At 65.9% G+C, this 14,465-nt stretch carries 14 protein-coding genes; all 14 read right to left on the reverse strand.

Going from position 1 to position 14,465, the window contains the following annotated elements:
* Positions 1-3 precede the first annotated feature (3 nt).
* Positions 4-567 (reverse strand): RNA polymerase sigma factor, encoded by a 564-nt coding sequence (locus SLG_RS15340; RefSeq protein ID WP_014077413.1) that lies wholly within the window; start codon positions 565-567, stop codon positions 4-6.
* The gene (locus SLG_RS15345) at positions 564-1,004 is read right to left on the reverse strand and encodes a periplasmic heavy metal sensor (protein ID WP_014077414.1); all 441 of its coding nucleotides are present in this window, start codon (positions 1,002-1,004) and stop codon (positions 564-566) included. The genes SLG_RS15340 and SLG_RS15345 overlap by 4 nt, the downstream gene beginning before the upstream one ends.
* Positions 1,001-1,279 (reverse strand): hypothetical protein, encoded by a 279-nt coding sequence (locus SLG_RS15350; protein ID WP_051003783.1) that lies wholly within the window; start codon positions 1,277-1,279, stop codon positions 1,001-1,003. The genes SLG_RS15345 and SLG_RS15350 overlap by 4 nt, the downstream gene beginning before the upstream one ends.
* A gap of 118 nt (positions 1,280-1,397) precedes the next feature.
* The gene (locus SLG_RS15355) at positions 1,398-2,081 is read right to left on the reverse strand and encodes a response regulator transcription factor (RefSeq protein ID WP_014077416.1); all 684 of its coding nucleotides are present in this window, start codon (positions 2,079-2,081) and stop codon (positions 1,398-1,400) included.
* A complete protein-coding gene (locus SLG_RS15360; RefSeq protein WP_014077417.1) occupies positions 2,078-4,753 on the reverse strand; it encodes a sensor histidine kinase in 2,676 nt (891 codons plus the stop codon). Before SLG_RS15360 ends, SLG_RS15355 begins: the two co-directional genes overlap by 4 nt.
* Positions 4,750-5,349 carry a potassium-transporting ATPase subunit KdpC gene (gene kdpC / locus SLG_RS15365; RefSeq protein WP_014077418.1) on the reverse strand — a complete coding sequence of 200 codons (600 nt, stop codon included), beginning with the start codon at positions 5,347-5,349 and terminating at the stop codon, positions 4,750-4,752. Before kdpC ends, SLG_RS15360 begins: the two co-directional genes overlap by 4 nt.
* Positions 5,350-5,360: 11 nt before the next feature.
* Positions 5,361-7,376, reverse strand: a complete 2,016-nt coding sequence (gene kdpB / locus SLG_RS15370; RefSeq protein ID WP_014077419.1) for a potassium-transporting ATPase subunit KdpB — start codon at positions 7,374-7,376, stop codon at positions 5,361-5,363.
* Between the two features lie 12 nt (positions 7,377-7,388).
* On the reverse strand, positions 7,389-9,092 hold the full coding sequence (kdpA, locus tag SLG_RS15375; RefSeq protein WP_014077420.1) for a potassium-transporting ATPase subunit KdpA: 1,704 nt from the start codon (positions 9,090-9,092) through the stop codon (positions 7,389-7,391).
* 15 nt (positions 9,093-9,107) lie between these two features.
* Positions 9,108-9,197, reverse strand: coding sequence for a K(+)-transporting ATPase subunit F (gene kdpF, locus SLG_RS15380; RefSeq protein WP_014077421.1), 90 nt, complete (start codon positions 9,195-9,197; stop codon positions 9,108-9,110).
* 112 nt (positions 9,198-9,309) lie between these two features.
* Positions 9,310-9,597 carry a hypothetical protein gene (locus SLG_RS15385; protein WP_148276620.1) on the reverse strand — a complete coding sequence of 96 codons (288 nt, stop codon included), beginning with the start codon at positions 9,595-9,597 and terminating at the stop codon, positions 9,310-9,312.
* A gap of 437 nt (positions 9,598-10,034) precedes the next feature.
* Complete coding sequence (locus SLG_RS15390; RefSeq protein ID WP_014077423.1) at positions 10,035-11,753, reverse strand: amidohydrolase; 1,719 nt, start codon at positions 11,751-11,753, stop codon at positions 10,035-10,037.
* Between the two features lie 56 nt (positions 11,754-11,809).
* Positions 11,810-12,265, reverse strand: a complete 456-nt coding sequence (locus SLG_RS15395) for a GNAT family N-acetyltransferase (protein WP_014077424.1) — start codon at positions 12,263-12,265, stop codon at positions 11,810-11,812.
* Entirely contained in the window at positions 12,258-12,473 is a 216-nt protein-coding gene (locus SLG_RS15400) for a hypothetical protein (RefSeq protein WP_041393484.1), read from the reverse strand. The genes SLG_RS15395 and SLG_RS15400 overlap by 8 nt, the downstream gene beginning before the upstream one ends.
* Before the next feature lie 43 nt (positions 12,474-12,516).
* Positions 12,517-14,232 (reverse strand): amidohydrolase, encoded by a 1,716-nt coding sequence (locus SLG_RS15405; RefSeq protein ID WP_014077426.1) that lies wholly within the window; start codon positions 14,230-14,232, stop codon positions 12,517-12,519.
* Between the last annotated feature and the right edge of the window lie 233 nt (positions 14,233-14,465).

The raw sequence follows: 14,465 nt of genomic DNA on the forward strand, positions 1-14,465 counted from the left end.
CGATCAACCCCTCAACTTTTCCTCCAGCTTTCTGCGCGCGCGATAGAGGCGCGTCTCGACGGCCTTGTCGCTGATGCCAAGGGTCTGGGCCGTCTCGGTTTCGCTGAGACCCTCGATCGTGCGCAGGACGAGCACATCCTTGAGGCTGGCCGGCAGCGCGGCGATCGCGGCCATGGTCCGCGCCAGTTCTCGCCGCCCCGCAAGAGCCACGTCGCTGCCCGGCGCCGGGTCCACGACATCCAGCCCCTCCTCGATCGGCCGCGCAAATGTGAAGAAGCGACGCACCGCACGCCGCCGCGACCAGTCGCGCGCCTTGTTGACGGCGATCCTCATGACCCAGGCGCGGAAGGACCGCTCCCCGTCATAACGGGCCAGTGCGGCGAAAGCGGCGATGAAGGTCTGCTGCGTCAGGTCGATGGCCGCATCGCCATCGCCCGTCAGGCCGCGCAGCAGTCGAAAGACGCTGTCCTGATGCCGGCGCATGAGTTCGCTATAGGCTGCCTGGCGCTTGCCGAGCGCAAGTGACGCCAGCTCGCCATCCGAACAGGCGGCAAGATCGAGGCTCACCGGTCCTTGGCCGTGAGCGCCTTGACTACCGCCGCATCGAACTTTGCCGCCTGTTCGGGCGTGAGCACGGCGCGCATCGCGAAGATATGCTCCAGCGTTTCCTTCTGGAGCTGACCCATCGCCTGATGCGAACGATCCACGGCCGCGGCGACGGCAGGCCCATAGCCATGTTCGCGCTCGATCGCTTCGGCAAGGCGCGCATTGTCCGCACGCAGCTCGAGTTCCAGGGCATGCTTGCGAACGGCAAAGCGGCTTTCGATTGCTTCCATCCGGGCATGCTGGCGCGCATCGAGATCGAGGCCGCGATGAAGCAGCGCGTGCAGCTCGCTCTCCACGGGGGCCTGTCGGGAGATGAGCGCACGGCCGACGAAGGCGCCCGCGACCGCCGCCACAAACACCATCGCCACGATCAGGATCAGGCGCCGCAGGTCATTCATCGGGCCGTCACCAGAAGCGATGAGGGAGCGAGTGTCGGTGCCATTCCGAAGGGCGCGACGGACGACGAAGGCGTCCCGCCGCCGGGAATGATCGCGCCCAGTGCGCCCATCACCAGCGCGAGGCCCGTCACGGCACCGATGAAGCCGCCCGACAGCGGGGCACTGCGCCGGGGCCGCGCAATGGCGTCCAGCACGGCGCTTTCCATTCCCGCCAGCCGCGGATCGGCAGGCAAGTCCCTGAGTTGCCGCAAGGCTGCATCGATATCCATCGTCATCACTCCACCGCCTGCACGCCTATACGCATCCCGGCGCAAAAGCCCTCAAGGGCAATTTTCAACACCCACGGCAAAGGCGGTTCCGAAGCCCGGGAGATGGGATGATATCGCCATGGGATCAGCGGGTCAGCCGATAGCCCACCCCGGGCTCGTTGCGAATGAAGGATGTCTCGATCCGGTCGTCCTGGAGCTTCTTGCGAACCCCGCGCGCGGCGACGCGGAGATACTCGACATCCCGCTCATGCCCGGGGCCCCAGACATTGCGGAGCAGCTGCAGGTGCGTCACCACGCGCCCCGGATGCTTGGCAAGTTCAGCCAGGAAACCGAATTCCTTGGGCGTGAGATGCACTTCCTCCCCTGCCCGGCGAACGAGGCGCGCCGCCAGATCGATCTCGATGTCGCCGATCTGCACCAGCGGCGCCTCGGCCTCCACTGACAGCCGGTGCCGGAGCGCCGTGCGGATGCGCGCCAGCACTTCCTCCGTGTCGAACGGCTTGGTCACATAATCGTCCGCGCCAAGGTCCAGCGCCGCGACCTTCTGGTCGGTCGCGTCGCGCGCGGAAATGACGAGCACGGCGGCGCCGGCCCGCTTGATCAACGGCACGAGTTCGAGGCCGTCGCGGTCCGGCAAGCCAAGATCGAGCAGGACCGCATCCGGCTTGTCGATCTGGAGGGCGGCCAGGGACTCGCGCGCGGACCCGGCTTCGACGATCCGGTAGCCCGCCCGGGTCAACGCGGTGCCCAGCAGCCTTCGGATGGCGGGCTCGTCATCCGTGACGAGGATCTTCGCGCCGCTGCTCATTCGTCGCGCGCCCCTTTCACCAGGATGGCTTCCGGCATGAAGAGGTCGAAGCGGGCGCCGCTGCGGTCTGGTCGGTTCATGGCATGCACCTCGATTCCCATGGCTTCCGCGAAGCCCTTGACGATCGCGAGACCGAGCCCGGTGCCGCCCTTCCGGTCCGAGCCTTCGATGCGCGCGAAGGTCTCGAAGATGCGGCGTTCCTCTCCGGAGGGGAAGCCCGCCCCTTCATCCAGCACCGAGAGGGCCAGTCCCGTGGCCGAGCGGCGGGCGGTGATGGTGACCGGGGTGTCCGGGGACCCATATTTTACGGCATTGTCGATGAGATTGATGAGGCAATGGTGGAACAGCCGGGGATCGACCCGCACGAAAGGCAGGTCGGGCGACACGTCGAGTTCGACCTCGCGTCCCCGCAGCACGGCGCGCATGTCGTGGACGGCCGCTACCACCGCTTCGGCCAGGTCGACCGGCTCGACCGACTGGAGCAATGCTCCGGTCTCGATCCGCACCATATCGAGCAGATTGTCGACGAAGCGGTTGAGGCGCTCAGCTTCGCCCCGCATTTCGCCGAGCTGGCGGCGCTGCTCGTCCGTTGCCGGCCGCAGCTCGCCCAGCATGCCCAGGATCGTGGTGAGCGGCGTGCGCAGATCGTGGCTCACCGACGACAGCAGGGCCGCGCGAAGCCGGTCACGCTCCTTCAGCTGGGTGATGCTCGCCATCTCGCCTTCCAGGGCGATCCGCTCCAGTGCGAGCGCTGCCTGATCGAGCAGGCTCAGCAGTAGGGGTAGTCGGTCCGACCGGATCGGCGTGCCCGCATCCGGCCGCGCGATGCCGAACACGCCGAGCACCTGCCCCCCCGCCGCAAGCGGATGGAACAGCCATTCCGATGCCGTCAGCGTATCGGACCCGCGTCCGGCCGGCTGATTATGGTCGAAGGCCCAGCGCGAGGCGGCCAGTTCGATCGTTTCCAGCCGCGCATCGGGCGGTACGGCGGCGCGCAGCACCAGCTCCTCTTCTTCCGGCAGCAGCAGCAGCGTGTGCACGCCGAGCAGCCGGCCCACTTCCCCGCAAAGCAGCCGGGCGAGCTCTTCGGCATTGCTGACCGCTGTGAGCTGGCGGGCGAAACCGGCGAGCGAGCTGTTCTGCGCGGCACTGCGCTGGGCGAGCAGGGCCTGATCGCGGGCGCGAGCCGCAAGCTGGCTCGAAACCACCGCCACGCCAAGCAGCACGAGAACCGTCAGGATGTTCTGGGGATCCTGAATCGTGAACGTGTGGGTGGGAGGAATGAAGAAGAAATTATAGGCAAGCGATGCGACCAGGCTGCACACGATCCCGAGCCGCAGGCCGTATCGGGACGCCGCGATCATGACCGGCAACAGGAACAGCAGGCCGACGTTGGCGATGCTTGCGGCCGTAAAAACGACTTCGCCGACCAGCGTGACCAGCGCGATCAGGCCGAAGGAAATCACATAATCGGCGGGCCGCCCCCACTGCGCCTTCTTTCGCCCGGTTGGCGCTGCGACCGGAGCTTGCTCTTCCATCGGCAGGACGTGCACGGTGATCCCCGGCGTCTCGCGCACCAGTCGATCGACCACCGAGCCGTGGCGCAACTCGAACCAGCGTGAGCGCTGGGACTTGCCGACGATCAACTGGGTGGCACGCGCTTCCGCCGCGAAGCGGATCACGCCGTCGACCACAGTCTCCGCCGGCACGGTGGCCACCTGCGCGCCGAGCTGGCTCGCCAGATGCAGTGTCGCGGCCAGCCTCGCATTGTCCGCGTCGCCCAGCTGACTGGATCGTGGCGTCTCGATATGCACCACGGTCCAGGGACCGCGCAGCGCATCGGCAATTCGCTTTGCGGCCCGGACGAGCTCGGCGGCGCCGCTCTGCTCGCTGACGGCCACCACGATGCGCTCCCCGGCGGCCCAGTTCCCTGCAAGGGCGTGGGCGCGCAGATAGTCGAGCATCTCGGCATCCACCGCCTGGGCCGCGCGGCGCAGGGCAAGCTCGCGCAGCGCGGTCAGATTGGACTTGGAGAAATAGTTGCCGAGCGCCCGTGTCGCTTCCGCCGGAACATAGACCTTTCCCTGCTTCAGCCGCTCGATGAGCTCGTCCGGCGGGATGTCGATCACCTCGATGTCGGCATTCTCGATCACCCGGTCCGGCAGGGTCTCGCGCACGCGCACCCGGGTGAAGGACGCCACGACGTCGTTGAGGCTCTCGAGATGCTGGACATTGACGGTCGAATAGACCTCGATGCCGGCGGCCAGCAGTTCCTCCACGTCCTGGTAGCGCTTGTCGTGGCGGCTTCCGGGCGCATTCGTGTGGGCCAGCTCGTCCACGAGCACCAGCTGAGGGCGCCGGGCGAGAATGGCATCCACATCCATCTCGGAAAGAGTGCGGCCCTGATAATCGACGGGACGCCGGGCAATGACCTCGAGCCCGTGAACCAGCGCCTCCGTCTCGGCACGACCGTGAGTCTCCACCACGCCGATGACCACATCGGTGCCCTCGCGCTTGCGCGCCACCGCTTCGGTCAGCATCTCGTAGGTCTTGCCTACCCCTGGCGCTGCGCCGAGGAAGACCTTGAGACGACCGCGGCCCTCCTGCGCAGCCTGGCGCAGAAGGGCCTCCGGATTGGGACGCAGATCCTCGGGGGGCGGCTGGGAACTCACGGAGCCTTGTTAGCGGTTTCCGCCGTCAATGTATCGAGCGACCGGTTGAGCAGCAGCACGTTGACGCGCGGTTCGCCCAGAAAGCCCAGCAGGGGATGTTCGACCCCGTCGGCGATGAGCGCGCGGACCCGCGCGACGTCCAGTCCGCGCGCGTTCGCCACGCGATCGGCCTGGAACAAGGCCGCCTCGGGGCTGATGTGGGGATCCAGCCCCGAGGCGGAGGTCGTCACCAGATCGGCAGGAGGAACAGGAACGTCTGGTGATGTGCCGTATCCCGCCAGATCCGCCTTCACGCGGTCGTGCAGCGCCTGGCTGGTCGGGCCGAGGTTCGAGCCATAGCTGTTGTCGGCCTCATAGCCTGCGCCGGCGGCGGACGGCCTGGGATGAAAGTAGCGATCGCTGCTGAAGCCCTGGGCGATCAACTGTGAGCCGATGATCCGCCCGTCCTCGCGGATCAGGCTGCCATTGGCCTGAGCAGGGAAGACGAGCTGGCCGATGCCGGTCAGAAGCGCCGGATAGGCGAGCCCCAGCAACAGCGCGAAAAGCAGCGTCATGACGATGGCGGGCCGCAGAGCGGACGTGATTTCCTTGAGCATGGATGATCTCCTCAGGCGAGGCCGAGCCCGGCGACCGCGAGGTCGATGAGCTTGATGCCGATGAAGGGCGCGACGAGGCCGCCGAGGCCATAGACCGCGAGGTTGCGCGCCAGCAGCGGACCCGCCCCCATCGGGCGATAGCGGACGCCTTTCAGCGCCAGCGGAACGAGCAGCGGAATGATGAGGGCATTGAAGATGATTGCCGAGAGGATCGCGCTGTTCGGGCTTGCAAGGCCCATGATGTTGAGCACGCCCAGCCCCGGATAAAGGACCACGAACATCGCGGGAATGATCGCGAAATATTTGGCGACGTCGTTGGCGACGGAGAAGGTGGTGAGCGCGCCGCGAGTCATCAGCAATTGCTTGCCCAGGCCCACGATCTCGATGAGCTTGGTCGGATCGCTGTCGAGATCCACCATGTTGCCGGCTTCGCGCGCGGCCTGCGTGCCGGTATTCATGGCGACGCCGACATCGGCCTGCGCCAGCGCGGGCGCGTCATTGGTGCCGTCCCCGCACATCGCCACCAGCCGGCCGCCCTGCTGTTCCTTGCGGATGAGGGCCAGCTTGTCCTCGGGCGTGGCTTCGGCGAGGAAATCATCGACCCCAGCCTCGGCGGCAATGGACGCGGCGGTGAGCGGATTGTCGCCGGTGATCATGACGGTGCGGATGCCCATGCGGCGCAGTTCCGAGAAACGCTCGCGCACCCCGGCCTTGATCACGTCCTTGAGCGCCACCGCGCCGAGGATGCGACCATCGCGCGCCACGGCAAGCGGCGTCATGCCCGCGCGCGCGATCTCGTCCGTGATGCGGCGCAACTCGTTGGCCGGGGGGCTGCTGCCCGCGCCCGGATTGGCCCGGAAGACCGAATCGACCGCGCCCTTCTGGATGAGCGAGCCCTCGATCTGGACGCCCGAGATGCGGGTCTGCGCCGTGAAGGGAATGACCTCGGCGCCCGCTGGGAGCGCGGCCTGCATCGCTCCGAAGCGCTCGCGGGCCAGCGCGACTACCGAGCGGCCTTCCGGCGTCTCGTCCGCCAGACTGGCGAGCAGCGCCGCTTCGGCCAGATCGGAGACGGGCACGCCCGTCACGGGACGGAAATCGCTCGCCTGGCGGTCGCCGATCGTGATCGTGCCCGTCTTGTCGAGCAGCAGCACGTCGACGTCGCCAGCCGCCTCGACCGCACGGCCGGACTTGGCGAGTACGTTGAAACGCACGAGGCGGTCCATGCCGGCGATGCCGATGGCCGAGAGCAGTGCCGCGATGGTGGTGGGAATAAGCGTGATGAGCAGCGCCGCGAGGATGGCGACGGGGATCTCGCCGCCTGCATAGGCGGCAAAGCCGGGGATCGTCGCCACCGCGATCAGGAAGATGATCGTCAGCCCGACGAGCAGGATGGTGAGCGCGATCTCGTTGGGCGTCTTCTGCCGTTCGGCGCCTTCCACCAGCGCGATCATGCGGTCGAGGAAGCCCTGGCCTGGCTCCTGGGTGACGCGGACCTTGATCTGATCGGAGATGACGCGCGTGCCCGCAGTCACGGCCGAGCGATCGCCGCCGGCCTCGCGGATCACCGGCGCACTCTCGCCGGTGATCGCCGCCTCGTTGACCGATGCCACGCCCTCGATCACTTCTCCGTCGGCGGGGATGAGGTCATTGGTTTCGACCAGCACGATGTCACCGCGCTTGAGCTGCGAGGCGGGAATGGTCTTCCCGTCCGGCAGGCGCGCGGTCAGCTCGGACTTGGTCGCGCGCAGGGAAGCCGCCTGTGCCCGCCCCCGGCCTTCGGCGAGCGCCTCGGCAAAGGTACCGAACAGCACGGTGAGCCAGAGCCATGCAATGAGCTGGAGCTGGAAGCCGAGCGGCAGCGTTCCGCCGCCGACCGCGAGCAGCACGGTGAGCAGCGCCGCGACGACGGCGGTGGTGAACAGCACGGGGTTCTTCACGAGCGCGCGCGGGGCGAGCTTCCTGAATGCGTCGCCGATCGCCGGGACGATGAGCTTGGCGGAAAAGATGGAGGATGCGCTTGTCATGGCTGTCTGCCTTTAGAAAAGCTGGCCGCGCACCATCGCGAGATGATCCGCGATGGGGCCGAGCGCGAGGCTGGGGAGGAATGTGAGGCCGCCCACGATCAGGATGATGGTGAGGAGCAGGCCGACCCACAGGGCGCCCGTGGTCGGGAACGAGCCTGCGGTTTCCGGCGTGTACTTCTTCGCGGCGAGACTGCCGGCGATCGCCAGCACCGGCACGATCACGAAGAAGCGACCGATCCACATGGCCATGCCGAGCAGGCCGTTATACCAGGGCGTGCCCGAGGTGATGCCCGCAAACGCCGAGCCATTGTTGCCCGTCGCGGAGCTGAACGCATAGAGGATCTCGGAAAAACCGTGCGGCCCCTTGTTGAGCGGCCCGGCGAGACCCTGCGGCATGACGGCGGACAGGGCCGTGAAACCCAGGATGCAGAGCGGCAAGACCGCGATCGCCAGCACCGCCAGCTTCACTTCCCTGCCCTCGATCTTCTTGCCGACATATTCCGGCGTGCGCCCGACCATGAGGCCGGCGACGAACACGGCCAGCAGGGCGAACAGCAGGAAGCCGTAGATGCCCGCGCCCACGCCGCCGACGACGATCTCGCCGAGCTGGATGTTGAACATCGGGATCATGCCGCCCAGTGCCGTGAAGCTGTCATGCATGGCATTGACCGCGCCGCAGCTCGCCGCCGTGGTGATGACGGCAAACAGCGCGGAGGCGGCGATGCCGAAGCGGACTTCCTTGCCCTCCAGATTGCCACCCGCGAGACCGAGCTGGTGGAGCACGGGGTTGCCGACGGCTTCCTGCCAGTAGACGATGCCGACCCCGGCGAGGAACAGCGCCATCATGGCCGCAAGGATCGCCCAGCCCTGGCGCGTGTTGCCCACCGCCTTGCCGAAGCACCAGGTCAGGCCGACGCCGATCGAGAAGATCGAGAGCATCTGCACCAGATTGGTGAGCGCCGTCGGGTTCTCGAACGGGTGGGCGCTGTTCGCATTGAAGAAGCCGCCGCCATTGGTGCCGAGCATCTTGATCGCTTCCTGGGAGGCGACGGGCCCGACGACGATGTGCTGCGTGGCGCCTTCGAGCGTGGTCGCGTCCAATATGCTCGCGAAGGTCTGCGGGACACCGCTGGCGATCAGGAAGAGCGCATAGACGATGCAGATCGGCAGCAGCAGGTATAGCGTCACGCGCGTCATGTCGGCCCAGAAATTGCCGATCGTGGCAGATTGCCGCCGCGCGAATCCCCGAAACAGGGCAAAGGCGATGGCGATGCCGGTCGCCGCCGAGAGGAAGTTGTGGAGAGCGAGGCCGAGCATCTGCGAGAGATTGGAAAGGGCGACCTCGCCTGAATACCACTGCCAGTTGGTGTTGGTCGTGAAGCTGATCGCGGTGTTGAAAGCCCCGTCGGCGCCGATGCCGGCGAGACCGCGCGGATTCATCGGCAGCACGCCCTGCAGGCGCAGCACGGCATAAGTGAAGAGCAGCGCGACGAGCTGGAAGAGCAGCATGTGCAGGGCATAGCGGCGCCAGCTCTGCTCGGCCTGCGGGTCGATGCGGGCCAGAGCGTAGAAGCCGCGCTCGATGGGGCCGAAGACCATATGCAACGGCGTGCGGCGCCCCTCATAGAGCGCGAACAGCCACAGCCCCATCGGCTTGGCGATCGCCACGATGAGGGCGGTGAAGACGAGGATGAGGATCCAGCCCTGAACGGTCATGGGCGCATCTCCCTTCTAGAAGCGTTCAGGCCGCACGAGGACGGCCACGAGATAGATGAGCAGGCCGAGCGCTGTCGCGCCGGCAAGGGCGAGCTGGATAGTCATGCCGCCCTCCTCACGCGTCGCCGCACAGGCGCGCGAAGGCCAGGGTGAGCAGGAACAGGCCCGCCAGCACGGCGAGCCAGATGATGTCGTTCATGTCGGTTATCCTCCTGGATCATGGCACAATGCGTGCGTGGCGCGCGGGCAGGTCGACGAGGCGGAACAGGCCCGGCCCCTCGACAAGGAAGGACCAGCCGACACTCCAGCCAGTGGCGGCGCCGAGCGCCAAGGCGAACTCGATGGCGTCGGGCTGATGATGTACCGGGGGCCGGTGCACCGCATGGTAGAGACAGAGCGCGGAGAGCGCGCACAGCGCGAGCATGAACAGGCCGAAGCCGCGCAGCCCTATCTCGGCCGCCAACCACCGTTCGCCGCTCTGGAGACGTTGCATCACTCGGCCCATGGCCTTGCTCCGGCGCATGATTGCGCCCCGCCGATGTGGCGGAGGGAGCGGTTAAGGTTCCACGGGGAATTGCGGCGCGGGCATAAGGATTGCGTAAAGTCGGGGATGCAAGTCATGGCGCCACACGGCAGCGGTGCTCCCCGACTGAGGAAGAGCGCCCGAAGGGCAGGATTCCCGATAGATTGGCCAGCAACGGTGGCGGGTTACGTTCCCGCCCCTTTCAGGGAGTCCGGCAAGCTGGACATAACTCTTCGCCGGAATGGTTCGCGGAGAGCACCGCGGCGTCCTGCGATCCGTCGACCGACAGGACTATCAAAAGGGTCAATCGGGCCATGCTCTAGCACGGAAGGGTGCGCCCCGATCGCCTTTGCCGCCACCCGAAACCCGTCGCTTATTCCTATTCGCCGGGATGAAAAGCCTGAGCGGTCACAGGGAAGTCATTCTCCAGCAGCACGTCTTTCATACACGACTTTTCCTCCCACGATCGTCATGTCGACCTTCGTCGACAGAAGCTGCTCCGCCGGCACCGTCATGGGATCCTTGTCCAGCACGACCATGTCGGCGAACTTGCCGACCTCCAGCGTGCCTTTCTTCTTCTCGTCCCAGCCGAGATAGGCTGCCTTCTCTGTGTAGAGACGGATCGCTTCTTCCCGGCTGACGGCTTCCTCAGGCGCGAACACCTTGCCATCCGCGCCCTTGCGCGTGATGGCGACATACAGACCCACCATCGGACCGATCGGCAGATTGTCGCTGCCGAAGGCGATCTTGACGCCATGCTTGAGCGGCACGCCGACCGGATTGTTGTGCTGCAGGCGATAGCCTTCGAGCGTCTGCTCGTAGCGGCCTTGCAGATTATAGAGGAAGTTCGGCTGAGCCGCCGCCCAGGTTCCGTTCCTTGCCATCATCTCCATGGTCTCGACCGAGGGAATCATGGTGAAGTGGGAAAGGAACCAGCGATGATCCTTCTTCGGGTGCGCCTTCAGTTCGTCGTCGTAGATCTTCGCAATATCCTCGATCGCCTGATCCCCGATCGCATGGATGCCGATCTGCCAGCCCAGAGCGCCCGCGGTCGAGACGATCTCGCGCGCGACGTCCTGCGAATAGAAGGTCGTCCCGCGGAAGCCGGGCAGGCCCTTGTAATCCTCCTTGGTGAAGGCGGTCGGACCGGTGAAGCCGCCATCATAGGGCGTTTCGCCAATCGGGCCGAGCTTCAGCCGATCGTCACCATAGCCGGTCTTGTAGGGGAAGGCCTTCAGCCGCTCGGCGCCGGGCCAGGCAATGTAGGAGATCATGCGCGGCAGTTCCGGCCCCATCTCGGCATAGATCGACCGGAATTCGGCCCAGCTGTGGAGACCCGAAAAGGCGCCGCCAGCCTTGCTCCGGTCGAGACCGCCCTTGCCGACAGGTTCGTCGTCGATCGAGGTGAAGGCCTCCATGACCGTGGTGATGCCAAGGCTCAGCAGCCATTTGAGGCGAGCGATATAGCTCGGTCGCATCTGCTCCTTGCTGTCCGGCGGGACGAGCCGGGTGACGAGATCGCTGCGCTCGCGGATGATGCCATTGGGCTCCTTGTCCGCGCCGCGCTCGATGAGGCCGCCGTCCGGGTCGGGCGTCGAGGCATCGATCCCGGCGAGGGCGAGCGCTGCGGAATTGGACACCGAGGAATGGCTGCCGGCCCGCGTCAGCACCACAGGATTGTTCGGCGCGGCCACGTCGAGATCGGCACGCGTGGGTACGCGCTTCTCGGCAAGCAGCGCTTCGTCCCAGCCATAGCCGGTAATCCATTCACCCGGGCCGAGCGCCTTCGCCTTGGCTGCGACCATCTGCTGGATTTCGGCGATCGATTTTGCCTTGTCCGGTTCGATTGCGCGATGCGCGAGTCCAGTGACATGGATATGCGTATCGATGAAGCCCGGCATCAGCGTCCGGCCGGTCAGATCGATCCGCTCGGCCTTCGGAAAGCGCTTGAGCAGTTCCTGCCCGCCGACGGCAACGATCTTTCCATCCTTGACGGCCACGGCGGACCGGACGCTGAACGCCTTGTCGACGGTCAGCACCTTGCCGTTGAACAGCAGCATATCGGCCTGGTCCGCCAGCGCCGGGGTGCCGGCCAGTGCAGCCGACAGCGTCGCGATGGCATAGATGACTGTTTTCATGGGGACCTCTTTGTCGGGCGAATGGTGGGAATGGGAAGGTCGGGCAGGACGGCTGCTCAGAGCAGCTCGCGATACTGGACAAAGCCGGATCGCTGGGCGATCCGATCATAAAGAAGCATGGCATCGACATTGGTCTCATGGGTCAGCCAGTGGACGCGCGAACAGCCGCGCTCCGCTGCCGCCGCATAGACCGCCTCGATGAGGCGCCGGCCGATCCCGCCACCGCGCTCGGCAGGATCCACGAACAAATCCTGCAGATAGCAATAGTCGCCAGGCGTCCAGGTCGAACGATGCCAGATGAAGTGGACGAGCCCGATGGCATTGCCACCCTCCCAGGCGAGCAGACCGCTCATCGGCTCGTCCGGATCGAGCAGGCGCGCCCATGTCACATCCGAAACCGCCGGGGCGATCGCCACTTCGTAGAAGGCCTGATATCCTTCCCATAGCGGCGTCCAGGCGCCCCGGTCCTGCGCGCGCAGCGGCAGCAGGCTCGTCTTTGTCCCATCAATCATTAGCACATCGTCTAGGGCCGGGGTCGAGGCTCGACAACCGCGCGAGCAGGCGGTCCGCCACCGATGACCGCACCCCCTGCCCCGCCGCGATCTTGCGCCAGGTATTGTAGCTTATCCCGAAGCGGGCATTCAGCCTCTCGTCGGTGCGCCCGTCCAGGTGGCGCTGCATCAGCGCCACCGCTTCCGGGTCGAGCTGCACAAGCTTCATGATCCTGCCGCTCCGGGCCAAGCCTGTCTCGCGCGACATGCGCTTACCGCTGGAAGACGAGCTTGCCGCCGACGAAGGTCATGTCGACCTTGCCATCCAGCAGCGTCTTTTCGTCGGCCGTCAGCGGATCGAAGGGCAGCACCACCATGTCGGCGAGCTTGCCGGGTTCCAGCGTGCCCTTGATCTTCTCTTCCCAGGAAAGGAAAGCGCCATTTGCCGTATACATGCGGATCGCTTCCTGCCGTGACACCGCCTCGTCCTCGAAGCCATGGGCGCGACCACTCGGTCCCTTGCGCGTCACGGCGGCATAGAGGCCGACCATCGGGTTGATCGGCAGATTGTCGCTGCCAAGCGCGACGAACAGGCCGAACTTGTTCACCGGCGTGCCTACCGGATTGTTGTGAGCGAGGCGCCAGTCGTCGAGCGTCTGCTCGTAGCGATCCTCCAGATTGTAGAGGAAGTTCGGCTGCTGCGCGATCATGATCTTGTTGCGCTTCATCGTCTCCATGGTCGCGTCCGGCGGCATGATCGTGAAGTGATCGAGGAACCAGCGATGGTCCTTCTTGCCGACGCCGGTGCTGGCGAGGGACTTGGCATAAGCATCCACCGTCTGGACGATGGCAGCATCGCCGATCGCATGCAGGGCCATCTGCCAGCCCAGCTTCGCGGCGGAATCGACCGCTTCCTGCAATTCGGCGTCCGTGAAACGGCCCTTGCCGCGGAAGCCGGGCTGCCCCTTGTAATCGGCAAGCAGCCAGGCGGTGGGGCCGGTAAAGCCACCGTCGACCGCCATCTCGCCGATCCCGCCCAGCCGCACGCGGGTGTCGCCATAGCCGGTGTGCTGGCCAAAGGCCTGCAGCCGCTCGGCACCGGGATGATTGATGTAGAGCGTCATGCGCGGCAGGTCGGCGCCCATCTCCGCATAGAGCTCGCGGCTGCGCTTGAAGGTGAGGGTCGGGGGCGGATTCGCAATGCCGCCCTTGCCGACCGGTTCGTCATCGATGCTGCCACTGGCATTGTGGAAGCTGGTGATGCCGAGCGAGAGGATATGCTTGAGCCAGGTGATATAGGCCGGCCGCATCTCCGCCCAGGTCGCCGGCGGCACGAACTTGCGGACGAGATCATTGCGCTCGCGGATGATGCCATTGAGCTCGCCATTGGCGTCCCGCTCGATGAGGCCGTTCTTGGGCTCCGGCGCATTACGATCCAGGCCGGCGATCTTGAGCGCCATCGAATTGCTGACCGAGGAATGGCCGCCATTGCGCACGAGAATCACGGGATTGTTCGGCGCGGCGGCGTCGAGATCGGCGCGATTGAGGTTGCGGTTCTCGGCCAGGTTTGATTCCTGCCAGCAGCAGCCGGTGATCCACTTGCCCGGCCCGAGTTCCGCAGCCTTCTTGCGGATCATGTCCTGGATTTCGCCGACCGAGCGCGCCGCGCCGCTGTCGATGTCGCTCGGCGCCACCGGCTGCGGGTGGAGGTGCGTGTCGATGAAGCCGGGCATCAGCGTGCGTCCGGCAAGGTCGATCTCCTGCGCGCCTTCATATTTTGCGCGCAATTCCTCACCGCCGACGGCGACGATCTTTTCACCCTGCACGACCACCACGGACTTGGTGGAGAAGGCGGGGTCGACGGTCAGGACCTTGCCGTGATGAAGGACCAGATCGACCTTCTCCTTCGCAATCGCCGGCAGTGCGCTTGCCCCCAGCAGCAGGCCGAGCCCGATCAGCCGATATCCCCTGTTAAGTCCCGTCCTCATGTCCTGTGCCTCCCTGCTGCGACGGGTCCGTTGTGATCTGGCGGCACCATAGGATGGCCCCGACTTTCATCAGCCCCGTCGATGATGTCCGAGAAAGCAGAGAATGCGGCGCGAAGGGAGGTGCCTTACCGGCTCCGGATGGTGCTAAAACATCACCACCTGGCAGCGAAACCGCGGTCCGACAAAGAGGGCGCCGCGCTGAAACAAGTCAGCACGACGCCCTGCTTGAGATT

The organism is Sphingobium sp. SYK-6, assembly GCF_000283515.1.
Taxonomy (GTDB): Bacteria; Pseudomonadota; Alphaproteobacteria; order Sphingomonadales; family Sphingomonadaceae; genus Sphingobium; species Sphingobium lignivorans.